Annotated in this window: 20 protein-coding genes; 10 read left to right on the top strand and 10 right to left on the bottom strand. The window is 72.1% G+C overall.

All coding sequences use genetic code 11. The features are described 5' to 3' along the window. The first annotated feature begins 15 nt into the window (after window positions 1-15). The 7 genes from ACXR8F_RS19945 (at window position 16) to ACXR8F_RS19975 (ending at window position 9,805) form a co-directional block, all read left to right on the top strand. Entirely contained in the window at window positions 16-1,038 is a 1,023-nt protein-coding gene (locus tag ACXR8F_RS19945; RefSeq protein ID WP_458803168.1) for a FecCD family ABC transporter permease, read from the top strand. Window position 1,039: 1 nt separating this feature from the next. Continuing rightward, the gene (locus tag ACXR8F_RS19950) at window positions 1,040-1,906 is read left to right on the top strand and encodes an ABC transporter ATP-binding protein (protein WP_458803170.1); all 867 of its coding nucleotides are present in this window, start codon (window positions 1,040-1,042) and stop codon (window positions 1,904-1,906) included. After that, on the top strand, window positions 1,903-2,871 hold the full coding sequence (locus tag ACXR8F_RS19955; protein WP_458803172.1) for a siderophore-interacting protein: 969 nt from the start codon (window positions 1,903-1,905) through the stop codon (window positions 2,869-2,871). Before ACXR8F_RS19950 ends, ACXR8F_RS19955 begins: the two co-directional genes overlap by 4 nt. A gap of 154 nt (window positions 2,872-3,025) precedes the next feature. After that, window positions 3,026-5,197 (top strand): glycogen debranching protein GlgX, encoded by a 2,172-nt coding sequence (gene glgX, locus ACXR8F_RS19960; protein WP_458803174.1) that lies wholly within the window; start codon window positions 3,026-3,028, stop codon window positions 5,195-5,197. Beyond that, window positions 5,194-7,671, top strand: coding sequence for a malto-oligosyltrehalose synthase (gene treY / locus ACXR8F_RS19965; protein ID WP_458803176.1), 2,478 nt, complete (start codon window positions 5,194-5,196; stop codon window positions 7,669-7,671). Before glgX ends, treY begins: the two co-directional genes overlap by 4 nt. Then, a complete protein-coding gene (gene treZ, locus ACXR8F_RS19970) occupies window positions 7,668-9,476 on the top strand; it encodes a malto-oligosyltrehalose trehalohydrolase (protein WP_458803178.1) in 1,809 nt (602 codons plus the stop codon). The genes treY and treZ overlap by 4 nt, the downstream gene beginning before the upstream one ends. A gap of 119 nt (window positions 9,477-9,595) precedes the next feature. Then, window positions 9,596-9,805, top strand: coding sequence for a dodecin (locus ACXR8F_RS19975; RefSeq protein WP_458803180.1), 210 nt, complete (start codon window positions 9,596-9,598; stop codon window positions 9,803-9,805). Between the two features lie 48 nt (window positions 9,806-9,853). On the opposite strand, the gene ACXR8F_RS19980 is transcribed toward ACXR8F_RS19975, so the two are convergent. Continuing rightward, window positions 9,854-10,822 (bottom strand): acyl-CoA thioesterase, encoded by a 969-nt coding sequence (locus ACXR8F_RS19980; protein ID WP_458803182.1) that lies wholly within the window; start codon window positions 10,820-10,822, stop codon window positions 9,854-9,856. A 62-nt stretch (window positions 10,823-10,884) separates the two neighbouring features. Beyond that, on the bottom strand, window positions 10,885-13,026 hold the full coding sequence (locus tag ACXR8F_RS19985; RefSeq protein WP_458803184.1) for a RecQ family ATP-dependent DNA helicase: 2,142 nt from the start codon (window positions 13,024-13,026) through the stop codon (window positions 10,885-10,887). A gap of 123 nt (window positions 13,027-13,149) precedes the next feature. Between ACXR8F_RS19985 and ACXR8F_RS19990 the strand changes: the two genes are divergently transcribed. Together ACXR8F_RS19990 and ACXR8F_RS19995 are read left to right on the top strand one after the other, a co-directional pair. Next, complete coding sequence (locus tag ACXR8F_RS19990; protein WP_045190158.1) at window positions 13,150-13,644, top strand: acyl-CoA thioesterase; 495 nt, start codon at window positions 13,150-13,152, stop codon at window positions 13,642-13,644. Beyond that, window positions 13,641-14,279: a hypothetical protein gene (locus tag ACXR8F_RS19995; RefSeq protein WP_458803186.1), complete on the top strand. Its 639-nt coding sequence runs from the start codon at window positions 13,641-13,643 to the stop codon at window positions 14,277-14,279. The genes ACXR8F_RS19990 and ACXR8F_RS19995 overlap by 4 nt, the downstream gene beginning before the upstream one ends. Window positions 14,280-14,293: 14 nt before the next feature. Here ACXR8F_RS19995 and ACXR8F_RS20000 read toward each other — a convergent pair whose 3' ends face one another. The 7 genes from ACXR8F_RS20000 to ACXR8F_RS20030 all read right to left on the bottom strand — a co-directional run bounded on the left by ACXR8F_RS20000 (window position 14,294) and on the right by ACXR8F_RS20030 (window position 21,456). Beyond that, window positions 14,294-15,085 (bottom strand): glycerophosphodiester phosphodiesterase, encoded by a 792-nt coding sequence (locus tag ACXR8F_RS20000; protein ID WP_045190153.1) that lies wholly within the window; start codon window positions 15,083-15,085, stop codon window positions 14,294-14,296. 142 nt (window positions 15,086-15,227) lie between these two features. After that, window positions 15,228-15,593: a hypothetical protein gene (locus ACXR8F_RS20005; RefSeq protein WP_458803188.1), complete on the bottom strand. Its 366-nt coding sequence runs from the start codon at window positions 15,591-15,593 to the stop codon at window positions 15,228-15,230. Between the two features lie 23 nt (window positions 15,594-15,616). Continuing rightward, window positions 15,617-15,925: a hypothetical protein gene (locus ACXR8F_RS20010; protein WP_458803191.1), complete on the bottom strand. Its 309-nt coding sequence runs from the start codon at window positions 15,923-15,925 to the stop codon at window positions 15,617-15,619. A gap of 169 nt (window positions 15,926-16,094) precedes the next feature. Continuing rightward, window positions 16,095-16,526 (bottom strand): hypothetical protein, encoded by a 432-nt coding sequence (locus tag ACXR8F_RS20015; protein ID WP_458803192.1) that lies wholly within the window; start codon window positions 16,524-16,526, stop codon window positions 16,095-16,097. Next, on the bottom strand, window positions 16,523-19,258 hold the full coding sequence (locus ACXR8F_RS20020; RefSeq protein ID WP_458803194.1) for a hypothetical protein: 2,736 nt from the start codon (window positions 19,256-19,258) through the stop codon (window positions 16,523-16,525). The genes ACXR8F_RS20015 and ACXR8F_RS20020 overlap by 4 nt, the downstream gene beginning before the upstream one ends. Then, the gene (locus tag ACXR8F_RS20025; protein ID WP_458803196.1) at window positions 19,255-19,578 is read right to left on the bottom strand and encodes a hypothetical protein; all 324 of its coding nucleotides are present in this window, start codon (window positions 19,576-19,578) and stop codon (window positions 19,255-19,257) included. Before ACXR8F_RS20025 ends, ACXR8F_RS20020 begins: the two co-directional genes overlap by 4 nt. Before the next feature lie 141 nt (window positions 19,579-19,719). Then, a complete protein-coding gene (locus ACXR8F_RS20030) occupies window positions 19,720-21,456 on the bottom strand; it encodes an alpha-amylase family glycosyl hydrolase (protein ID WP_045190357.1) in 1,737 nt (578 codons plus the stop codon). A 172-nt stretch (window positions 21,457-21,628) separates the two neighbouring features. On the opposite strand from ACXR8F_RS20030, the gene ACXR8F_RS20035 reads away from it, so the two are divergent. Next, entirely contained in the window at window positions 21,629-22,483 is an 855-nt protein-coding gene (locus ACXR8F_RS20035; RefSeq protein ID WP_458803198.1) for an LLM class flavin-dependent oxidoreductase, read from the top strand. A 6-nt stretch (window positions 22,484-22,489) separates the two neighbouring features. Here the strand turns inward: ACXR8F_RS20035 and ACXR8F_RS20040 are convergent, their stop codons facing one another. Continuing rightward, window positions 22,490-22,975 carry a MarR family winged helix-turn-helix transcriptional regulator gene (locus ACXR8F_RS20040; protein ID WP_458803199.1) on the bottom strand — a complete coding sequence of 162 codons (486 nt, stop codon included), beginning with the start codon at window positions 22,973-22,975 and terminating at the stop codon, window positions 22,490-22,492. Between the last annotated feature and the right edge of the window lie 244 nt (window positions 22,976-23,219).

Consider the following 23,219-nt stretch of genomic DNA (forward strand, 5'->3'; position numbering starts at 1 on the left):
GCCGCATCCTCCGCCGTGGACCGCGTGCGGCGCGCACGGCGCCGGCCGGCCCGCCGGGTGCGGCTCGTGCTGACGGCGCTCGCCGCCGCCGCCTGCGCAGCCGTGCTCGTGCGGGTGCTCCTCGGCGAGTACGTCGTGGCCCTCGCCGACCTCGTGCCCATCGTGCGCGGCGAGCCGCTGCCGAACGCCCCGGGCGCCTCGTTCATCGTCATGGAGGCCAAGCTGCCCCGTGCCCTCCTCGGCGCCCTGGCCGGGCTGGCCTTCGGCGCCGCGGGCGCGATGTTCCAGACGACGCTCCGCAACCCGCTCGCGAGCCCCGACATCATCGGCATCAGCCTCGGCGCGTCGGCCGCGGCCGTCGTCGCCCTCACGACGCTCGACGCCCAAGGGCTCTGGCTGCCCGCGGCGGCCCTCGCCGGCGCGCTCGCCGTGAGCCTGCTCATGCATGCCGTCGGGCGCGGGACCGGGCTCGCCGGCCAGCGGATGGTCCTCGTCGGCATCGGCATCGCGGCGATGCTCTCGAGCGTCATCCAGCTCGTCATGACCCGCACGTCGATCCAGGACGCGCAGGCCGCGCTCGTCTGGCTCACCGGCTCGCTCGCCCGGGCGACGTGGCCGGTCATCGGGCTGCTCGCGGTCGCGCTGGTCGTGCTCGCGCCGGTCCTCGCCCTCTGCGCTCGCTGGATGCGGCTGGCCGAGCTCGGCGACGACCTCTCGACGACCCTCGGGGCGCCGGCCGGACGGGCCCGGCGGGGTCTCGTGGTCGCGGTCGCGATGGCGGCTGTCGCGACGAGCGCGACCGGTCCGATCGCCTTCGTCGCCTTCCTGTCGGGCCCCATCGCCCGGCGCCTGTGCGGCGGCCGGCCCTCTCTCTGGGCAGCCGCCCTGGTCGGCGCCGTCGTCGTCGTGCTCTCGGACTTCGCGGGCGACTACCTCATCCCCGACGTCAACCTCCCTGTCGGCGTCGTCACCGGCGCCCTCGGTGCCCCCCTCATGCTCGCGGTCCTCGTCACCGCGGGTCGAGCCGGAAAGGCGTGACATGACCACCACGACCCTCACCCCCGCGTCCACCGACGTCGCGGGTCCCCGCACCCTCGCGATGAGCGCCCGCGGGCTCACGCTCTCCCACGCCGGCCGCACGGTCGTCGACCGTCTCGACCTCGACGTCCCGGCCGGGCAGGTCACGGTGGTCGTGGGTCCGAACGGTTGCGGCAAGTCGACGGTGCTGCGCGGCCTCTCCCGACTGCTCAGGCCGAGCGCGGGCGCGGTGCGCCTCGCGACGGACGGCGCGGAGGCGGACATCTGGTCCCTGCGGCCGAAGGAGTTCGCACGACGGGTCGCGCTGCTGCCGCAGAGCCCGCCGCTGCCCGACGGCATCACCGTCGTCGACCTCGTCGGCCGCGGCCGCCACCCGCACCACACGCTCGCGCGCCGATGGTCGGCCGCCGACGACGAGGCGGTCGTCCGAGCCATGCACGCCACCGGCACGCTCGACCTCGCCGACCGGCACGTCGACGAGCTCTCCGGCGGCCAGCGCCAGCGGGTCTGGATCGCCTTGACGCTCGCCCAGGAGACCGACGTCGTCCTGCTCGACGAGCCGACCACCTACCTCGACGTCGCCCACCAGATCGACGTGCTCGACCTGCTGCGCGACCTCAACCGCCGCGACGGCACCACGGTCGTCATGGTGCTGCACGACCTCAACCTCGCGGCGCGCTACGCCGACCACGTCGTCGCCCTGCGCGAGGGCCGCCTCGTCGGCTGCGGTGCCCCTACCGACCTCGTCGACGAGGACTTCGTCGCCCGCGTCTTCGGGCTCGGCAGCCGAGTCATCGCCGACCCCGTGACGGGCTCTCCGCTCGTCGTGCCCGCTCCCACCCCCGAGCAGACCGGAGCCACCCCGTGACCACGACCGCCGTCAACCCGCTCCTGCTGCTCACCGCGACGGTGCGCCGCGTCGAGCGCCTCAGTCCTTCCTTCGTGCGAATCCGTTTCGGGGGAGAGGGTTTCGAGCACCTGGGCCCCGAGGGGCCGACGCTCGACCAGCGCGTCAAGCTGCTCATCCCGACGCCCGGGCACGTCGTGCCACGCCTTGACCCGGCAGCGTGGTATGCCGCCTGGCTGGCGCTCCCCGCGGAGGAACGTGGCGTCGTGCGCACCTACACGGCCCGCGCCGTCGAGGGCGAGGGTGACGAGCGACAGCTCGTCGTCGACTTCGTGCTGCACGGCTCGGTCGGGCCCGCGGCAGCCGGGCCGGCAGCCACCTGGGCCGAAGAGGCCCGCGTCGGTGACGAGATCGGGCTCCTCGCGCCGCGCCGTGGTCACGAGCGCTCGTTCGGCGGCATCGAGTTCGCGCCCGCCGACGCACGACGGCTCGTCCTCGTCGCCGACGAGACCGCCGTGCCCGCCCTCGCCTCGATCGCCGAGGCGCTCCCCGCGGACGCCGACGGCGTCGTCGTCGTCGAGGTGCCCGACGCCACCGACTTCCTCGACGTCCCCTTCCCGCCCGGCATCGAGGCGCACTGGATCGCCCGTGGCGACCGGCCCCGAGGCACCCAGACGGTCGCCACGCTTCGCGAGTGCCTGCACCTGGACACCCTCGGCCGTCGCGTCGAAGACCAACCGTCGCCCGTTCGGGCGGGCGACCTCGACGACGACGTCTGGGAGACCGCGCTGTACAGCTCGTCAGGCGACGACGTGGCCGGCGCCCCCGACGAGGCCGCCCACCTCGGACCCGACGACACGTACGCCTGGGTGGCCGGCGACTCCGACACCGTCAAGGCGTGCCGGCGCCTGCTCGTGGGCGAGGGCGGCATGCCGCGTCATCAGGTGGCCTTCATGGGGTACTGGAAGCAGGGACGCGCGAGCTGACCCCGACCACGCGACGCGCCGACCGGCATACGGCCGGTGTTGCGTGGTTCCGGGGCAGGCAGGCAAGAATGGCGCCTGCGGCCACCGTCGTCCGCCCAGTGCCACGAGGTGGCACCGCGGCCATCCGGCCGCAACCGACGACGGAAGAAGGTCCATGGAGATCTGGCCCGGCAAGCCCTACCCCCTCGGGGCCACCTACGACGGCTCGGGAGTCAACTTCGCGGTCTTCTCCGAGGTCGCCGAGCGCATCGAGCTCTGCCTGCTCGACGACGACCTCAACGAGACGCGTCTCGACCTGCCCGAGGTCGACGGCTTCGTCTGGCACGGCTACGTGCCCTACGTGCAGCCCGGGCAGCGCTACGGCTTCCGGGTGCACGGTCCCTACGACCCTGCGAACGGGCACCGCTGCAACCCGAGCAAGTTCCTGCTCGACCCCTACGCGAAGGCGATCGAGGGGCAGGCCGAGAACGACCAGTCGCTCTACTCGTACACCTTCGGCGACGCCAAGGCCGCCACGACGACAAAGATCAACACCGACGACAGCGTGCGCCACACGATGCACTCGATCGTCATCAACCCGTTCTTCGACTGGGGCGACGACCGTCCGCCGCGCCACGAGTACCACGAGAGCGTCATCTACGAGGCCCACGTCAAGGGCCTGACGAAGCTGCACCCCGAGATCCCCGAGGAGATCCGCGGCACGTACGCCGGCATCGCGCACCCCGCGATGATCAAGCACCTGGGCGACCTCGGCATCACGGCCATCGAGCTCATGCCCGTGCACCAGTTCGTCCAGGACGCGCCGCTCGTCGACCGCGGCCTGTCGAACTACTGGGGCTACAACACGATCGGCTTCCTCGCTCCGCACAACGAGTACGCCGCCGGAGGGCAGCGCGGGCAGCAGGTGCTCGAGTTCAAGGCCATGGTCAAGGCGCTGCACGCGGCCGACATCGAGGTCATCCTCGACGTCGTCTACAACCACACCGCCGAGGGCAACCACATGGGCCCGACGCTCGCCTTCCGCGGCCTCGACAACAACAGCTACTACCGGCTCGTCAGCGACGACCTCAGCCACTACTACGACACCACCGGCACCGGCAACAGCCTGCTCATGCGCAGCCCGCACGTGCTGCAGCTCATCATGGACTCGCTGCGCTACTGGGTCACCGAGATGCACGTCGACGGCTTCCGCTTCGACCTCGCGGCGACCCTGGCCCGGCAGTTCCACGAGGTCGACAAGCTGTCCGCGTTCTTCGACCTCATCCAGCAGGATCCGGTCGTCAGCCAGGTCAAGCTGATCGCCGAGCCGTGGGACGTCGGCGAGGGCGGCTACCAGGTCGGCAACTTCCCGCCGCTGTGGACCGAGTGGAACGGCAAGTTCCGCGACACCGTGCGCGACTTCTGGAGGGGGGAAGGCGGCGCGCTGGGTGAGTTCGCCTCTCGCTTCACGGGTTCCAGCGACCTCTACGAACACTCGGCGCGCAAGCCCATCGCCTCGATCAACTTCGTCACCGCCCATGACGGTTTCACGCTGCGCGACCTCGTGTCCTACAACGAGAAGCACAACGAGGCCAACGGTGAGGGCAACAACGACGGCGAGAGCCACAACCGCTCGTGGAACTGCGGCGTGGAGGGCCCCTCGGACGACCCGACCGTCCGCGACCTCCGGCTGCGGCAGCAGCGCAACTTCCTCACGACCCTGCTCTTCTCGCAGGGCGTGCCGATGATCCTGCACGGCGACGAGCTCGGCCGCACCCAGCAGGGCAACAACAACGGCTACTGCCAGGACAACGACATCTCGTGGATCCAGTGGATCCTCGACGAGGACGACCAGCAGCTGCTCACCTTCACGCAGTCGCTCGTCAAGCTCCGCCGCGAGCACCCGGTCTTCCGTCGCCGGCGCTTCTTCGCCGGCAGCGCGGACCACGGTGGCGAGAGCGAGCTCGGTGACATCGCGTGGTTCACCCCGGACGCCCAGCACATGGACGACGAGGCGTGGAGCAACGGCCTCGCGAAGTCGCTCATGGTCTTCCTCAACGGCTCGGCCATCCCCGAGCCCGACCCGCGGGGGCAGACGATCTACGACGACTCGTTCCTCGTGATGTTCAACGCCCACGACGAGCCGCTCACCTTCACGCTGCCAGACGACGAGTACGGCGCCGAGTGGATCCCGGTCATCGACACGGCCCTGCACGACGTGCAGGTCAACCGTCTCGAGCCCACGTGGCAGATCCAGGTCCAGCCCCGCAGCACCATCGTGCTGAGGTGCCCGCGCGAAGTCGTCTCGCCCATCATCCCGGGCGTCACAGAGGAGGCCACCGCGTGAGGTATGCCAGCGCGCCCGTCTCGACCCACCGGCTCCAGCTCGAACCGGACTTCACCCTCGACGACGCGGCGGCGCTGGTCGACCACCTCGCGAGCCTCGGCGTCACGCACCTCTACCTGTCGCCGATCCTGCAGGCCGCGTCCGGGTCGAAGCACGGCTACGACGTCATCGACCACTCGAAGGTGGCCGAGGGACTCGGCGGCGGCGCGGCATACGCCCGCCTCGTCGAGCGTGCCCACGCCGCCGGCCTCGGCATCGTCGTCGACGTCGTGCCCAACCACATGACGACGCCGACTCCCTTGTCGCTCAACGTCCCCCTGTGGTCGGTGCTGCGCGACGGGCGCACGTCGCCGTATGCCGTGTGGTTCGACGTCGACTGGGACGCCCAGGACGGGCGCCTCCTCCTCCCGGTGCTCGGCGGGCCGCTGGAAGACGTGCTCGCCGGCGGGGAGATCACGCTGGGGAGGCAGGACGGCGAACCGGTCGTCCGCTACTACGACCACGTCTTCCCGGTAGCACCCGGCACCGACCTCGACCAGCCGCTCGGTGCGCTGCTCGACGCCCAGCACTACCGGCTGGCGTCGTGGACCGTCGGGGACTCGGAGCTCAACTACCGACGCTTCTTCGACGTCACCTCGCTCATCGCGGTGCGCGTGGAGGAGCCCGAGGTCTTCGACGCGACGCACGAGCTCCTCGTCGAGGGCGTGCGGTCTGGCTCGATCCAGGGGCTGCGCATCGACCACCCCGACGGCCTCGCCGACCCCGAGGGCTACCTCGAGCGGCTCGCCGACGCCACCGACGGCGCGTGGGTCGTCGTCGAGAAGATCCTCGAGGGCGACGAGCCACTGCAGCAGGGTTGGAAGACGGCGGGGACGACCGGCTACGACGCGATGTTGCGTGTCGGCGGCCTCTTCGTCGACCCGACCGGCGCGATGCCGCTCACCCGCCTCTCGGACGAGCTCCTCGGCGAGTCGCAGGACCTCGACGCCATCGTCGCGGAGTCGAAGCGGTGGGTCGTGTCGGTGATGCTGGCGACGGAGGTCAGCCGCCTCGTGCGTCTCGTGGAGCGTGCCCGGCCCGACCTCGACGAGGCCGAGGTGAGGCGTGCCCTCGAGACGATGCTCGTCGGGATGGGCCGCTACCGCATCTACCGTCGGCCCGGCACCGAGCCGACGGCGGCGGACGTCGGAGAGCTGGAGGCAGCCGTCGTCCGCGGTCGGGAGTCGCTCGAGGGGCTCGACCTCGACCCAGCGGTCGTCCAGGGTCTCGTCGACCTCGCCCTCGGCAGGGGCGAACGGGCCGACATCCCGGCCGCCGACGAGTTCCTCGTGCGCTTCCAGCAGACGTGCGGCCCCGCAATGGCCAAGGCGATCGAGGACACCGCGTACTACCGCTACGTGCGGCTGGTGGGCCTCAACGAGGTGGGCGGCGACCCCCGACAGGTAGGCGTCCCGGCCGAGGCGTTCCACCATTTCGCCGGACGGATCCTCGACACCTGGCCCCAGACGATGACGACGCTGTCCACCCACGACACCAAGCGTTCCGAGGACGTGCGGGCGCGGCTCTTCGTGCTCGCGGAACGCCCCGAGGCGTGGGCCGGCTGGGTGCGCACGGCGCGTGAGCTCGCCCGCGGGTTCCGCGGCGCTGAGCTCGACGCGCTCACCGAGTACTTCCTGTGGCAGACCGTCGTGGGAGCCTGGCCGATCACCGAGGAACGGCTGCAGGCCTACGCCCTCAAGGCGATCCGCGAGTCGAAGCTGCACACGCGGTGGACCGAGCCGAACGAGGCCTACGAGTCGGCGGTCGAGGACTTCCTGTCCGGAGTGGTGTCGACCCCCGAGGTCGTCGCTCACGTCGAGACGTGGGTCGCCGACACCGCCGACGAGACGCGCGTCAACGTGCTGGGGCAGAAGCTGGTCCAGCTCACGATGCCCGGCGTGCCGGACGTCTACCAGGGCACCGACCTCGTCGACCTCTCGCTCGTCGACCCCGACAACCGGCGCCCCGTCGACTACGAGGACCGGCGCGAGCGGCTGGCCCGGCTCGACGCAGGAGGCGCGCCGGCCGACCTGTCGGACGAGAAGCTCCTCGTCACCGTCGCCGCCCTGCGCACCCGCCGCGACCGACCCGAGTGCTTCACCGGCGAGGCCGCGACCTACCAGCCACTGCCGAGCGGCTCGGACCACGCGGTGGCCTTCGGACGTGGCACCTCGACGGGTGTCGACGTCGTCACGGTGGTGACCCGCCTCGCCGGCCGTCTCTCCGACGCCGGCGGGTTCGGCGACGAGAGCCTCGACCTGCCGGATGGCCGGTGGTCCGACGTCCTCTCGGGCCGCACGCTCGGCGGCGGCAGTGTGCGGCTCGCAGAGCTCGTCGGCGGCGAGGCCGGCGACAGTGGGCGGGACCTTGGGCGGGACAGTGAGCGGAACGCCTTGCCGGTGGCCCTGCTCGTGCGGGTACGTGACGACGCATGACCGCCGAAGCGATCCGCGTCTGGGCCCCCTCGGCCGATCGTGTCGACGTGCTCGTCAGCCCGGTCACCGGCACCGTCGCTGCCGGGGAGCGGCACGCGATGGAGCCGACCGGGGGCGGCTGGTGGTCCTGGACGCCCTCGACCGACGGGCCGTTGGACTACTCGTTCAGCCTCGACGGCGGCGACCCGAGACCCGACCCCCGCAGCGCGTGGCAGCCGCACGGGGTGCACGGCCCGAGCCGCACCTTCGACCCGGCGGCCCACACATGGGGCGACACCGACTGGCCCGGCACCCGGGAGGGCCGCGGCGTGCTCGGCGGGGTCGTCTACGAGCTGCACCTCGGCACCTTCACGCCGGAGGGCACCCTCGATGCCGCGATCGGCCACCTCGGGCACCTCGTCGAGCTCGGTGTCGACGTCGTCGAGGTCATGCCCGTCGCGGCGTTCGGTGGCACGCACGGCTGGGGGTACGACGGCGTCGCGCCGTACGCCGTCCAGCACGCGTACGGCGGCCCGGCGGCCTTCCAGCGCTTCGTCGACGCCTGCCACGCCACGGGGCTCGGCGTGTGCCTCGACGTCGTCTACAACCACCTCGGCCCGACCGGCAACTACCTCGCCGAGTTCGGCCCGTACTTCACCGACACCCACACCACGCCGTGGGGCCCCGCCGTGAACCTGGACGCCGACGACAGCCACGAGGTGCGCCGGTGGGTCGTCGACAACGCGCTCCGCTGGTTCCGCGACTTCCACGTCGACGCGTTGCGCCTGGACGCCGTCCACGAGCTGCGAGACGGCTCGGAGCGTCACCTCCTTGCCCAGCTGTCCGACGAGACCGCCTCTCTCGCAACGGAGCTCGGTCGCCCGCTCGACCTCATCGCCGAGAGTGACCTCAACGACCCGGTCATGGTGACGCCGACCGCCGAGGGCGGCCGCGGCATGACGGCGCAGTGGGACGACGACGTCCACCACGCCCTCCACGTCACGCTCACCGGCGAGACGCAGGGCTACTACGCCGACTTCGCCGGTGGCACGCGGGCCTGGCCGGACGGCGGCCCGGTGTCGGTGCTGGCCAAGACCCTGACCGAGGCGTTCCTTCACGACGGTCGCTACTCGACGTTCCGCGACGCGGAGTGGGGGGCCAAGGTGGACAAGGAGACCCGGTCGGGCCACCAGTTCCTCGCCTACCTGCAGACCCACGACCAGGTGGGCAACCGCGCGACCGGCGACCGCATCAGCGAGCAGGTCTCCCCGGGGCAGCAGGCCATCGGGGCTGCGCTCTACCTGCTCTCGCCCTACACGGCGATGGTGTTCATGGGTGAGGAGTGGCGGGCCAGCACGCCCTTCGCCTTCTTCACCTCGTTCGAGGAGGAGTGGCTCGCCGATGCCGTGCGGTCGGGTCGCCGCGCGGAGTTCGCGGCCCACGGCTGGGACGAGGCCGAGGTGCCCGACCCACAGGACCCTGCCACCCGCGACGAGAGCGTGCTCGACTGGCGCGAGCCGACGGCGCCGGGCCACATCGAGATGCTGCACTTCTACCGAGAGCTGATCCGGGTGCGTCGGACCCAGCCCGACGTCGCGTCCGGCGACCTGCGCGCGACGTCGACGGCCTACGACGAGGCGGGCGGCTGGCTCATCATGTCGCGCGGCTCCGTGCACGTCGTGTGCAACCTCGCCAGCCGCAGCCAGGTCGTGCCCTTCGACGGCGACGTGCAGCACGTCCTCGCGTCGTGGGGCCGTGCGCCCATCGTCGACGAGCACGGCGTCTGGCTCGACGGCCACGACGTCGCCGTGGTGCGCACCGCCTGAGGGCCGTGCCGTCCGCCGCGAAGATCGGGTCCGGAAGTCGGGTCGGTGCTCGGGGTCCGGGTCTAGTTTGGTTCGAGGCGGCTCGGAGAGCCCGGGTGCCCTGAGCGAATCGAGAAGCCATGGCCAACCACGTGTATTCGATTTCCGAGGTCGTCGGGTCGTCTCCTGAGGGCATCGAGGCAGCGGTCGGCAACGCCGTCGCCAAGGCGAGCTCGACGGTGCGCAACCTCGACTGGTTCGAGGTGACCGACATCCGTGGCCAGCTCGCCGACGGTTCCGTCGCGCACTGGCAGGTCACGGTCAAGCTCGGCTTCCGGCTGGAGGACTGAGCGCTCGCGCCCCGGTCGCGGGGAGGAGGCTGCCTCAGCGCCGCTGGGTCAGGACTCCTTGACCCTGACCATGCCCTCCTGGGCGGTCGTGGCCACGAGCGTGCCGTCCTGCGTGTACATCTCGCCGATCGCGAGCCCACGGCCGCTGATCGCCGACGGTGACTGCTGGGCGTAGAGGAGCCACTCGTCGGCGCGCGCGTCGCGGTGGAACCACATCGAGTGGTCGAGGCTCGCCACGCGCAGCCGCGGGTCGGTCCAGACCAACCCGTGACGCCGCAGCACGGGCTCGAGCAGGGAGTAGTCGCTCGAGTAGGCGAGCACGGCGGCGTGGAGCAGGGGATCGTCGGGCAGCCGGTCGATAGCCCGCATCCAGACGTGGTTCGTGGCCAGCTGGTGCTCGCCCGCGTCGACGAACATGTTGCTCTCGACGGGACGCATCTCGATCGGCCGGGACTCGGCGATGTGCCTCGCGCCCGGGTGGTCGACGCCGCGGAAGGCGTCGGCGAGCGACGGGAGGCCGTCGGGGCCGCTGACCTCGGGCATGGGGTCCTGGTGGTCGAGGCCGCCGGCACGCTCCTGGAACGAGCACGTCATCGACATGATGGGGGCGCCCTTCTGCACGGCGTGGACGCGCCGCGTCGAGAACGAGTTGCCGTCGCGCATCTCCTCGACCGCGAAGCGGATCGGCAGGGTGTCGTCGCCGGGGCGCATGAAGTAGCCGTGGAGCGAATGGATCGGTCGCGAGCCGTCGCCGTCGTTGACGTCGCGCACGGTGATGCCGGCGGCCATGACGCACTGGGCGAGCACCTGACCGCCGAACACGCGGCCGTGCGGCATCTTCTGGCTGCGGCCCTCGAAGACGCGCGCCGAGGTCGCCCCGATCGACTCGGCGGCGTCTCGCCCGAGCACGTCCGTGACGGCTATCCGCGCGGTCCCGATGTCGCGGAGGGTCAGCACGTCGAGGAGGTCCTCGAGGGGTGGCAGCGGGCGCGGCTCAGCGGGGGCGTCGGCACTCACACGTCGACCCTACTGGCCCGCCGGTCGTGCTCGTCGGGTGTGCCTGCCGGGGGCGGCGAGTGTCACGCCTCGAGCGCGAGGGCGAGCGGGAGCACGGCAGGAGCCCCGGCCTCGCGCAGCAGCCCCGCGCAGACGGTGAGCGTCCAGCGTGAGTCGCTGACGTCGTCGACGAGCAGGACGGGTCCGGGCACGCCCGCCAGCGAGGCCGCGAGCTCGGGGCCGACCGCCAGACGGCCCCACACGTTCGCGAGGCGGAAGGCGCTGTTGCCGCCGGGGTCGCCGACAGGCCCGCCCTCGACGAGGTCGAGCGCGCCGAGATAGGGCAGCCGCCCGAGCTGTCCGAGACCGGCCGCCAGCGACCCGACGAGCTGTGGTCTGCGGCGCGACGGCACCGAAACGATCGCCGCGGGGCGCTCGGCCCATCCCCAACCGGCGAGAACGTCGACGCAGGCCCTGACCACTTCCTGTGTGATCTCCCGGTCGTCTCCGCGGAGCAGCTCGCGCAGGCGCTGACCCCAGCCGAGGTCGCTGAGGCGGGCGACCGCACGGCCCTCGCCCATGGCGATGGCGGGGGCGATCTTCCCCTTGAGTGGCACACCGAGACGGTCCATGCCGCTGGGCCACTGGGCCCGGGGCTCGAGGACGACGCCCGGACGCTCGAGGCGCGAGCGGGCCGTGTTGACGGCCGCCTCGGGGATCGTGGCGTCGAACCAGGCGCCGGCACACCGGTCGCACCGCCCGCACGCCTCGGCCGAGTCGTCGTCGAGGCACTCCTGCAGGAACGCCATGCGGCAGCGGTCGGTGCGTTCGTAGTCGACCATCAGCTGCTGCTCGCGCTCGCGGGCCTCCGTGACTCGGCCGTAGCGCTCGGCGTCGTAGGCCCAGGGCTCGCCCGTCGCGGTCCAGCCGCCGGGGACACGCTGCACGGCACCGTCGACGTCGAGCACCTTGAGCAGCAGCTCGAGACGGGTGCGGCGCACGTCGACGATGGTCTCGAGGGCCATCGTCGACAGGGGCTGCTCCGACTCGCTGAGGGCGCGCACGACGGCGTCGGCCTGGTCCTGCCGCGGCATGGAGGCCGACGCGAAGTAGCGCCAGATGTCCTTGTCCTCGGGCCCCGGCATGAGCAGCACGTCGGCCCGGTCGGTGGCACGTCCGGCGCGGCCGACCTGCTGGTAGTAGGCCACCGGTGACGACGGGGCGCCGAGGTGCAGCACGAAGCCGAGGTCGGGCTTGTCGAAACCCATGCCGAGGGCCGACGTCGCGACGAGGGCCTTGACCTGGTTGTCGCGGAGGGCCTCCTCGAGCCTGATGCGCTCGGCCGGCTCGGTGCGCCCGGTGTAGGCCGCCACCTCGTGACCGGCCTCGCGCAGCGCGACGGCGACGTCCTCGGCGGCGGCCACGGTGAGGGCGTAGACGATGCCCGAGCCCGGCAGCTCGCCGAGGTGGGCGATGAGCCAGGCCAGCCGCTGCTCGGGAGCAGCGAGCGGCAACACGCCGAGCCGCAGGGAGGCCCGGGCCAGAGGGCCGCGCAGCGTGAGCACGTCACGGCCACCGGCGCCCAGCTGCTCGACGACGTCGGTGACGACGCGGGCGTTCGCCGTGGCCGTCGTGGCGAGCACCGGGGTGCGCTCCGGCAGGGTCGTCAGCAGGTCGCGGATGCGGCGGTAGTCGGGCCGGAAGTCGTGCCCCCAGTCGCTGATGCAGTGGGCCTCGTCGACGACGAGGAGACCGCACGAGTCGGCGAGCGCCGGCAGCTGCTCGTCGCGGAACCGAGGGTTGTTGAGGCGCTCGGGACTGACGAGCAGCACGTCGACCTCGCCCCGGGCGAGCGCCCCGGAGACGGCGCCCCACTCGTCGGCGTTCGTGGAGTTGAGCGTCACGGCCCGGATGCCGGCGCGCCCGGCCGCAGCGATCTGGTCACGCATGAGGGCCAGCAGGGGGCTGACGATGACCGTGGGGCCGGCACCCTCGGCGCGGCGCAGGGCCGTCGCCACGAAGTAGACGGCGGACTTGCCCCAGCCGGTGCGCTGGACGACGAGCACCCGTCGCCGGCCCGCGACCAACTCGCTGATCGCCTCGAGCTGGCCGTCACGGAAGTCGACGTCGTCGCGACCCACGAGACGTCGGAGAGCCGTCGTGGCCCGCTCGCGCAGCCCGGGGTCGACGTCGGCTGCAGACAGGGCGGCGGGGGAGGTCGACATGGCACCCAACCTACGTGGCGGGACCGACGGCGCCGACCGGCATACCCGGGCTGTGGACGAGGCGGCTCGCCCGCCAGGGGGATGGGGACGACCTCGCCCGACCGTGGCTGGAAGGATGGGCCCATGACGCAGACCGGCGAACCGCAGGTGAAGCCCTATGCCGCGCAGGTGTCGCTGCGCTGGTCCGACATGGACGCGTACGCCCACATCAACAACGTGCAGTTCCTCCGGCTGCTCGAGGACGCCCGCGTGATCGCCTTCCGCGACTGGTTCGACGGTGGCGGCGCAGGGGACAAGTCGCTGCTCGACGAGGGCGTGCTCGTGTCGCGCCACGAGATCGAGTACCGGCGACCGCTCGGCTTCCGGCACGAGCCGGTCGAGATCCAGCTGTGGGTCTCCCGGGTGGGCGGCGCCGGTTTCGACGTCGCGTACATCGTCACCGACCCCGACGGGGTCGAGACCCCCGACGGCGAGCGCCGCGTCTACGCCGTGGCCGAGACCGAGCTCGCTCTCTACGACTTCACGACCGAGTCGCCCCGCCGAATGCGCCCCGAGGAGCGCGCATCACTGCGCACCCACGAGGGCGAGCCGGCACCCTTCCGTCGGCGGCGCCGGTGACCGGCACCGCGCAGATCGACTTCGGCGACCCCCGGGGCCTCGCCGACCTCGGCACCTACCTGGGGCGCGCACGGAAGGCGAACCCCGACGGTGCGGTGCGCCTACAGGTGCTCGGGACCCTGCTCGTCACCACTGTCGCCGTGATCGAGGGCAGCGGCCTGATGGGCGACGGCACGGTCCTCGGTATGCGGGTCGTGACCATCGCGCCGTCCGACGCGGTCGACACGACGGTGTCGTTCACGTCGGTGGCCGATCGGCTCGCCCGTGACGGCGCAGGCTCCGTCCTCAGCGTGCCGCCGACGACGGTGCGCGCTCCGTGGAGCGGCCTCACGCCACCGCGTGACGGTTGGGAGCCGGTGGGTCAGCTCGACGGTGACATCGTGGACTCGATTGCGCGGCAAGGAATCTCGCAGGTCGCGGAGGGAACGCCCGACGGCGCCGGAGCACACGCCGTCGACGCGTTGAGACGCCGCACGTGGGCGGCCATGAGCGACACGGTGCCGCCGATCGCGGGCGGTCTCGCGTTCGGGGCCCACGTGCTCGGCTTCACCGCGGCGGGGGAGGCGGCAACCATCTCCGCCCACGGGCGCTGGACCCGGCTCAGCACCGCCCGCGGGCACGTGCTCGTGCGCTGAGTCGACGGCTGCTGTCAGGGCCGCCCCGTCCACTCCCCGCGCTCCACGAGGACGTCCTTGAGGACGTCGATGCGGTCGCTGACGAGGCCGTCGACCCCGAGGTCCAGCAGCCGGTGCATCTCGTCGGCCTCGTCGATCGTCCACACGTGGACCTGCTTGCCGTAGCGGTGGGCGGCCTCGACGAGGCCCCGCGTGACCACCCGGACGGACCGCCCCCGCAGCGGCACGCTCGGTGGGACCTGGAACACGTCGGCGGGCGTCCGCAGCAGGGCGGTCACCCAGCGCGGACCGAACCTGGCCAGCGCCGTGCCCACCTCGGCGGCGGCGGTGGCGACGCGGCCTCGGGAGAGGCGCCGGAACTGGGAGATGTTGCGCTGCGAGAAGGAGCCGACACACACCTGGTCGTGCAGGCTCCGCTCCTCGATGAGCCGCCACAGCGGCAGCGCGGTGCCCGGCGCCTTGAGGTCGATGTTGAGGTTGATGTCAGGCCACGCGTCCAGCACGTCCGTGAGCAGGGGGACGTGCTCGCCGTCGCCGATCACGGCATACGAGACCTGCGACCAAGGGAGGTCGCGGATCAGACCGCGCGTGTTGCTCACCCGGTCGAGCCGCGTGTCGTGGAAGGCCACGAGCATGCCGTCGTGGGTGATGTGCACGTCGGTCTCGAGGTGCGTGTAGCCGAGCGCCACGGCGTTGCCGAAGGCGGTCATCGTGTTCTCCAGACCGATGTTCGGCGCGTAGAGCGAGCCGCCGCGGTGGGCCAGCGCCACAGGCGTCCGGTCGAGATAGGGCCTGCGCGTCACCATGCGGCGAGGCTATCCGGCTCCGCTGCCGGCTTCGCCCAGTCCGCCTCCAGGACTCGGATCTTGCTCCCCTCCGCGGAGCAGGGTCCGAGTGGACGCGGGCACACGAGCTTCACTGCCGACCGAGCGCCGGCCCTGCGGACGTTCAGTCGTCGATGGGACGCTCGACGAGCCACGCGCGCCGTCCACGCTCCTCGCCTTCGGTGGTGGCCTCGAACCAGACGAAGAACGAGTCCTGTGCCTCGTCGTGGTCGTTGCGCCAGACCTCGGCGATGCGGCGGCACGCCTCGTCGGGCGTCACCGGCCACGGTCGGAAACCATCTCGAGTCACATCACCCGGGATAAGCAGTAGTGACAGGACGAGCTCGGTGACGAGGCCGATGGCTTGCTCGACGAAGGCGTCCTCGTCGGTCGGCCAGGCGAACCTGGCGACGTCGAAGACGTCACCGGGTTGGACCCAGTCATCCGCCGCACGTGCGAGGATCTCGTCCAGCTGCTCCTCGCGTGTCATCTGCGAAGCCGGTTGCCCCCATCTCACGACGCAGATCTGCCCGCGTAGTACTCCGCGCGCCGATCGAGATAGGAGCGCCAGCGCGCCACGATCGCGGCGGTTCCCACGTCGTCGGCGTTGCCGTGCTTGTCGGGCATGAGAACAGCAATCTGCTGCACCCAGTCGGGGGCCGCTTGGTCCTCGCTCAGCATTCGCTCCGCCACGTGAACCGTTTCGCTTCTGTCCAACAAGCCCATTCGAAAGCCCGCGGCCAGCTCATCGGGAACAAGGCTCACGAGTGCCAGCACGAGGTCGCTGGACAACGGTCGACTGGTGCGTGGCTCGGCGGCCATGGTTGCGCCCCTTCGGCTCGGCTGATCAGGGATTGATGCGAGTGAGGCCCAAGGTGCGAGTGGGTCGGCCGGCTGCGGAACGTCATCGAGCCCGGGAACGGCCGGCAGGGCGTAGACCCGTTCGTCATCGATGCGAGGGCAATGGCGTTCCACGCAGCTCGAGCGGGCGTCACTCACTACGTTGTGGGTCGGAAACGGAGCGTGCGAGCATGCGGGGTCGCCACGACTGGTCGCCCCCTTCACGATCCATGACTGCCTCGACGACCGCGATCGCCGCAGGGCACGGTGCGAGCGCAGCGACCTCGAACGGCAGGAGGGCCGGGTCAGGTTGGGCTCGCCACTCCTCGTCGATCCGATCGATGGCCTGGGCGCGCGTGCCTGGCCAAGCGGTGAAGTGTCCGTCCACGACGTCGCCGGCGGCGACCAGGCCCCGTCCGATGAGCTCGGAGATGACGGACATGCATGCCGAGTGAAGGCGGTCGGCCTCCACCCCCTTACTTTCCCGCACCACCGAGCGCAGGTGGCCCAGGTCGATCCAGTCGTAGGTGGTGTAGACGAGCAGGTCCTCCACGATCGTGCGGTCGGACGTCGCTTCGGTCATTGGATGTGCACCTTTCGCATCACGCCGCCGGGGTAACGGAGATCGATCGTCGCACCCCCGCTGGTGGACTCCACACGCAGACCTACCTGAACCCCGTCAGCGCGCTCGAACCACTCACCGGAGTAGGTCGGTCGGCTTCTCCGCTCAGCACCGTCGGTCAGGTCGCGGAACAAGACCTTGAGACTCTCTTCGTCCGGCACCGTCCGCACGCCGGTGGATCGTCCAGCGGGGAGCCTCTCGAACTCCGGAATGGGGCCGTTGCGACCTTCGGCGACGCGGGCGACGGCATGGTCGGGCGAGATCTCCGGACGCTTCTCCTTGAGGCGCTCCGTCGTCCCGCCGTCGCGGACGGCGTTCCACGCAGCCCGGATCTCGTCCTCGCGGGCCTGGCGGAGCGCCTCCGCCGTAGGCAGGGCCGGAGCCCGGCCAGCTCCCCGGGTGAACGCGCCAGCGGCGCCGACTGAGGCGCGACCCACGAGGGCCTCGATGCTCGCGAGGAGGGCAGCGCGCCGCTCGTCATCGAGCTCGGTCTGCTCGAGCTCGACGTCCGACCGGATCGCGGCGATGAGGAGGTCCTCCTCAGCGGTGCGCAGGGACCCGCCGGACGCGTACGTCTGCGCCATGGAGACGAGCCCCGCCGGCCCGCCGCGACGGATCTCGTCGACGACGTGGACGGCCTCCGCGAGGCCCTCCCACGCCGCCTTGTTCAGTTCGTCCTGGCGGCGTGCCACCGCCACGAGAGCCGCGGAGGCGGCCTGGTCGAAGAAGCCGAGTCGTGCGACTGCGGGCATCACGTCGAGCCCAGATGCCGCAGCCTGCTCTGCTCGCTGCAGCTCGCTTCGGAGCAGGCTCTCGTACGCCGTGGCCGGCTCCCGCGCGTGCAGTCCCGTGCCGGTGTCGACGGCGAGGGCCGCCACCACACCGGACAGCTCGCGGGCGTCCAGCATCGGCTGCGGCCCGTCGGCGGTGTCCGCGCTGTAGCCGCGAGTGAAGCTGTCGAGCGGCTGCCCGAGAGCGCGGTCGACGTTCGCGTGCATCGCAGCGAGCCACTCGACCACCTGTTGCTCGACCATTGCTGGCCCGCGGTCGTAGATGCGGGTCGTGGAGGCTTCGCGCATCGCGAAGTCGCTGGTGCGCGAGACCTCGAGCATGAGGCGGGCGCGCGTGTCCGCCGCCTCGACGGTCGTGGCCGTGGAGATGCTCGGGAGCAAGCGCGTGAGGTCGGCGTCGGTCTCGAGGCGAAGGTCGTGGTGCGTCTGGGTCCCGTTGGCCTCGAACGTGATCCAGCGCCTGACAAGGTGCTCGCCCACCGTGAGCCGGTCGCCGCGGCTGTTGGCGAGCGCACCGCCGGCCACGGTCGAGGCCGGAAGGGGCTCGGCCAGCAGGGCGGCCTGTTCGGCGGGGTCGTCGCCCACCTCCGTCAGGAGCAGGTGGAGGGCGTCGCCGCCGAAGTCGGACCGGTCGAACCACGACGCGAACGTGGCATCGCCTGCCGGGTGGATCGTCGTGCCGTGCCGCAGTTCGGCGTCGGCGTCCCGGGTCTCGGCGACCTCGGCAGTCGCCGTCGCGGCGGCGGCACGACGCACGAGCCGGGCGGGCAGTGGCCGCGAGTCGCCGGACAGGCGGGCACCGGCCATCATCTGGCCGAGAAGCCAGTAGCCGCCGGCACGTTGCCCGGAGGCCCCGCCGGAGACCGTGCGCGTGGCACCCGCGACGAGGTCGTCGGCGAGCAGGGCCGACCCCGAGGCGAGCCGCGCCCTGGTGCGCGGGTCGGTGCCGGCCGGCGCCGACTGCTGGGCCGCCGTGATGACGACGGACCCCAGCACGGCCAGGAGCTGTCGGACGGTGTCGAGGCTCACTGAGGACGACGGGTCGCCGGCCTGCAGGGCCAGACGACCGAGCCCGTCGGTGCCGACCTCCTCGACGAGCGCCTGGGCGTAGACGGGGTCTTCGGCGTGCGCTCGCAGGCGTGCGACGATCGCGGCGACGTCGTCCTCACCTGCCGGTGTGCGACCGCCCGCAAGGGAGGACAGGAGCCGTCGGAGCTGTGCGCCGTCGGCGAGAGCCACGTCGCGCGACCGTCGCGTGGCCTCCATCCCGTCGGCGAACCACATGCCACCGGTCACGGCGGCGCGCACCGCGGACGGGCTCGCCGAGCTGCCGTGCGGCACGGTCAGGTCGGAGACGGCGAGGAGCCTTCGACTGCTCCGCAGAGCGACCGTCTCGAGCTCGTCGATGACGCCCCGATACGCGCGGCTGAGCCGCACCCGACCCGTGAGTCGCACCTCGTCGGCTCGCTGTCGGAGCGCCGCACCGAGCGCCCCCGTGAGGTCCGGCGAGTGGGTGACCCCGACGAGGGCCACGGCATGCTCGAGCTCCAGCGCGTCCCACTGACCCTGCAGCGCGAGGGCACGGCGTCGGGCGATCTCGAGCGCGACGGCATACGCCCGCAGTGAGTGTGCGGCCACGGTCAGGGCATCGACGACGCCTCGCGACCTGAGGCCGAGCTGGTGGGCCTCGGCCTCGGCGGCCGACGCAGCATCGCCCGTCCACACGGCGCGGAGGCGCGGGCCCAGCGTGCCCGCGACGGTCGTCGTGGCACGCGCGCGGGCGGCAGCGCGGTCGAGCGTGCGGGCAGCGTGGTGCAGCTCGTCCGGTCGCCCCGTCGGGGTGGGCAGGGCATCGGCTCCGGCAACCGCACCCGTCGTCCTCTCCTCGTGGACTCGGTTCATCGGCCACCCACGACGCCTGCCGCCTCGGCCAGTGACGACGTGACGAGCAGCTCGACCGACCGGGCCTCGGTGGTGGACTCGTCCAAACGGTCACCCAGCGCCGCCGCGGCATCGGCGACCGCGTCGAGCGCGCGAGCGTGCACCGTGCGGAAGCGGTCGAGCGACGCGCGCAGGCCGGCCGCCTGCGACCCGGCGGCCGCCATGGCTCCCGCGGTGGCCGCGGCGACGGCGGACGCGCACGCCCGCAGCTCGGCGGGGTCGTGGGCCAGCGCCAGGCGCTCGCGGGACACCCCGCCGACGTCGATCGAGTAGCGCGTCATGGCCCGACCGTAGGTGCGTGGCCGACCACGCGTCGGGCGTCATCCACAGGCTCGCGAGGCCCACGTGTGCCGTGAGGCCCCGTCCGGGTGGACGGGGCCTCACGACGTCGCCGGCCGGTGGCCGGTCAGTGGTTCAGCAGGTCAGGACCAGATCGCCCAGACCGTCGTGTCGGTGGGCACGAGGCCGTCCTCCAGCGGACCGGAGGCGACGACGACCTCGGCGCCCTCGGGCAGGCCGACAGGCTCGGCACCGAGGTTGGCGACCACGAGCAGCCGCTCACGCTGGTCGGCGCCGTTGGTCAGCGCGACGACGTCGGCGGCATACCCGTCGACCCACGTCAGCGACCCGGTACCCAGGGAGAGGCGGCGACGGTGCGCGAGGAGCGAGCGGTAGAGCTCGAGGGTCGACCCGGGGACGCCCTCCTGCTGGTCGACCGCGTACTGCGCGTAGACGTCGGGCTGCGGCAGCCAGGTGCTGGCGCCCGGGCCGAAGCCGAGCGAGGGGCCGTCGGCCGACCACGGCATCGGCACACGGCAGCCGTCGCGGCCGGTCTCGGCGCCGTCGGTGCGCGCGAAGGTCGGGTCCTGGCGGAACTCGGCCGGCATGTCGGTCGAGTCGGGCAGGCCCAGCTCCTCGCCCTGGTAGATGTAGGCGCCACCGGGGAGGGCCAGCATCAGGGTGGTCGCGGCGCGGGCGCGGCGCAGGCCGAGGGCCCGGTCGGGCTGCGGGTCGGTGGCCGAGATGCCGTTCATCCGTGGCGTGCCCGGCGCGAACCCGAGGCGCGACGCGTGGCGCACGACGTCGTGGTTCGACAGCACCCACGTCGAGGGAGCGCCGACCGAGTCGGCGGCCTCCAGCGACGAGGTGATGACCGCCTTGAGGTCCTTGGCGATCCACGACGAGGTGAGGAAGTCGAAGTTGAACGCCTGGTGCATCTCGTCGGAGCGGACGTACTTCACAGCACGCTCCTGCGGCTCCACCCACGCCTCGGCGCAGAGGATGCGGTCGGGCGTGCCGTAGGACTCGAGGATCGTGCGCCAGGCGCGGTAGACCTCGTGCACGCCGTCCTGGTCCCACATCGGGCTGCGCTTGGTGTGGTCGATGCGCGGCGCGTCCTCCTGCTGGACGGCCGGGGTGGCGTCGTCGTCGTGCTCGGCGTGGCCGAGCATGACGGTGCGCTCCTCCTCGGTGTCGGGCAGACCCTGCTCCTTGATGAGGCCGTGGGCGACGTCGACGCGGAACCCGTCGACGCCCCGGTCGAGCCAGAAGCGCAGGATCGACTCGAACTCGGCGCGCACCTCGGGGTGCTCCCAGTTGAAGTCGGGCTGCTTCGGGTCGAAGAGGTGCAGGTACCACTGGCCCGGGCGGCCGTCGGCCTCGGTGACCCGGGTCCAGGCGGCGCCGCCGAAGACGGACTCCCAGTTGTTCGGGGGCAGCTCGCCGTGCTCACCACGGCCCTCGCGGAACATGTAGCGATCGCGCTCAGCAGACCCGGGGCCCGCGGCCAGCGCGGCCCGGAACCAGACGTGCTCGTCGGAGCTGTGGTTCGGCACCATGTCGACGATGACCTTGAGGCCGAGCTCGTGGGCGCGCGCGATCATGGCGTCGGCGTCTGCCAGCGTGCCGAAGATCGGGTCGACGTCGCGGTAGTCGGCGACGTCGTAGCCGGCGTCGGCCTGCGGCGAGGTGTAGAACGGCGAGAGCCAGATGGCATCGACGCCGAGAGCCTTGAGGTGCGGCAGTCGCGAGGTGATGCCGGGCAGGTCGCCGATGCCGTCGCCGTCGGCGTCGGCCCACGAGCGCGGGTAGATCTGGTAGATGACGGCCTGCCGCCACCAGGCGGCGTCGGGCCGGTCCGCCGCGTGGACGGGGGTCATCTCCTCGCGCACCTCGAGGTCGCCGAGGGGGTGGGTCAAGGTCTGGGTTGCTGATCGCGTCACGGGCCACCATCGTTCCCCATCAGGGCGAAAACTCAAAGAAAGTTCTGCAACTTCTTGCAGTGCGGTCGACCGACCCCGCTCTGTCGGTGCCCGTTGGTAGGAACAGGACATGAGGAGCGGCTTCGTCATCCCGTATGCCACCGAGCGCGAGTTCGCCGACCTGGCTCGGCTGGGGGAGCAGTGCGGATGGGACGCAGTGCTCGGCTGGGAGGCGCTCTACGGCGTCGACGCGTGGGTGCAGCTCGGAGCGGCGGCCATGGTCACCGAGCGCATCCGCCTCGGCACCCTGCTCACGCCCGCGGCCCGGCACCGTCCGTGGGACCTCGCCTCGAAGGTCGGTTCCGTCGACCGCGTCAGCGGCGGCAGGGCGTTCATGTCGGTGGGACTCGGGGCGCTGCACCCCGGCTGGCTCGCCTACGAGCCAGACGAGGGCCGCGCCGTCCGCGCGAAGAAGCTGGACGAGTGCCTCGACGTCTACGCCGGCCTGCTCGGCGACGCGGCCACGTTCACGTATGCCGGCGAGCACTACAGCGCTCGCGCCAACGACTTCATGCTCCCGCCGCCCACACCGCAGCGCCCCCATCCACCGGTCTGGGTCGTCGGGGCGCCGACACCGGGCGGGGGCCGGCAGCGCTCCCTGGAGCGGGCTGCGCGTTGGCAGGGGCTCATCCCGGCGATCCATCCCACGGACGACGGGCCCAAGACGCTCGACGCCTTCGCCGCGGTCGTCGAGCCGGTGCGCCGGCTGCGCGAGGGCCTGGGCCTGCCGTGGGACGGCTACGACGTCGTCATCGAGGCCGACTCGTGGGGCGACTTCACGAGCCTCGAGCCGGCGGAGCCGGCAGCGTGGGAGCAGGCCGGGGCGACGTGGTGGATCGAGAGCTGGTGGGACGTCCCACAAGGTCCGGAGGGGCTGGCCGAGGTGCGCCGGCGCGTCGAGGCCGGGCCTCCGGGCCTGCGCTGAGGCGGCCTAACGGTCCCGGACATCCTGCCGCGCCAGGAGCTCGCGGTGCTCGTCCGTGAGCGCGGTGAGGCGCTGCAGGTGATCGGTGAGGAACGACAGCTGCTCGGCCGACAGCTGTTCGAGCACCGGTTGTCCTGCCCGGACGAGCGGGCCGTAGGCCTCCCACATGAGCCGGTGGCCGAGCTCGGTCACCTCGACGAGGACGGTGCGGCGGTCGGTGTCAGGTCGGCTGCGGCGCACCAGGCCACGGCGCGCCAACCGGTCGATGAGGGCCGTCGTCGCGGCGGGGCGTAGACCCGTGGCGGCGCTGACCGCGCCGGCCGACGCCGGGCCGTCGGCGAGCCGGTCGAGGCAGCGCAGGTCGGCGGGCCCCAGCCCGAGGCGCCGTCCGACGGCGTCGTCGAACGCCTGGACGGACCGCTGGTAGCCCTGCATCGCCTCGCCGAGTGCGTGCACCAGACCGGCCTGAGAGGGGTGACCGGCCGGCGCCATGGACCCTGCCTTTCGATGATCGGAACGTCCGATGTTCGTGAGGAAGGCTAGCGAGCCGGCGGCCGGCGGTCCTGCGCGACGGCGTCGGTGGCGGCCGGCCGACGACCCCGCACTAGCGTCTGGGTCAGTGTCAGGGTGACAGCACCGCTCACGCGGTGGTTGGGTCCTGATCATCGGTTGTCTGGCTCATAGCGTCGGTGCCGCCCTTGGGTTGGCGTTCATGCGTTTTGCCGGCGACCGGTGT

The organism is Terrabacter sp. AAH1, assembly GCF_054456855.1.

Excerpts from the sequence above, each read along its gene's own strand:
- ACXR8F_RS20035 (WP_458803198.1), top strand. The coding sequence starts at position 21,629 with ATGAGGAGCGGCTTCGTCATCCCGTATGCCACCGAGCGCGAGTTCGCC.
- glgX (WP_458803174.1), top strand. The coding sequence starts at position 3,026 with ATGGAGATCTGGCCCGGCAAGCCCTACCCCCTCGGGGCCACCTACGAC.
- ACXR8F_RS20005 (WP_458803188.1), bottom strand. The coding sequence starts at position 15,593 with ATGACACGCGAGGAGCAGCTGGACGAGATCCTCGCACGTGCGGCGGAT.
- ACXR8F_RS20015 (WP_458803192.1), bottom strand. The coding sequence starts at position 16,526 with ATGACCGAAGCGACGTCCGACCGCACGATCGTGGAGGACCTGCTCGTC.
- ACXR8F_RS20025 (WP_458803196.1), bottom strand. The coding sequence starts at position 19,578 with ATGACGCGCTACTCGATCGACGTCGGCGGGGTGTCCCGCGAGCGCCTG.
- ACXR8F_RS20010 (WP_458803191.1), bottom strand. The coding sequence starts at position 15,925 with ATGGCCGCCGAGCCACGCACCAGTCGACCGTTGTCCAGCGACCTCGTG.
- ACXR8F_RS19990 (WP_045190158.1), top strand. The coding sequence starts at position 13,150 with ATGACGCAGACCGGCGAACCGCAGGTGAAGCCCTATGCCGCGCAGGTG.
- ACXR8F_RS20040 (WP_458803199.1), bottom strand. The coding sequence starts at position 22,975 with ATGGCGCCGGCCGGTCACCCCTCTCAGGCCGGTCTGGTGCACGCACTC.
- ACXR8F_RS19950 (WP_458803170.1), top strand. The coding sequence starts at position 1,040 with ATGACCACCACGACCCTCACCCCCGCGTCCACCGACGTCGCGGGTCCC.
- ACXR8F_RS20000 (WP_045190153.1), bottom strand. The coding sequence starts at position 15,085 with ATGGTGACGCGCAGGCCCTATCTCGACCGGACGCCTGTGGCGCTGGCC.
- ACXR8F_RS19975 (WP_458803180.1), top strand. The coding sequence starts at position 9,596 with ATGGCCAACCACGTGTATTCGATTTCCGAGGTCGTCGGGTCGTCTCCT.
- ACXR8F_RS19985 (WP_458803184.1), bottom strand. The coding sequence starts at position 13,026 with ATGTCGACCTCCCCCGCCGCCCTGTCTGCAGCCGACGTCGACCCCGGG.
- ACXR8F_RS20030 (WP_045190357.1), bottom strand. The coding sequence starts at position 21,456 with ATGACCCCCGTCCACGCGGCGGACCGGCCCGACGCCGCCTGGTGGCGG.
- treZ (WP_458803178.1), top strand. The coding sequence starts at position 7,668 with ATGACCGCCGAAGCGATCCGCGTCTGGGCCCCCTCGGCCGATCGTGTC.
- ACXR8F_RS20020 (WP_458803194.1), bottom strand. The coding sequence starts at position 19,258 with ATGAACCGAGTCCACGAGGAGAGGACGACGGGTGCGGTTGCCGGAGCC.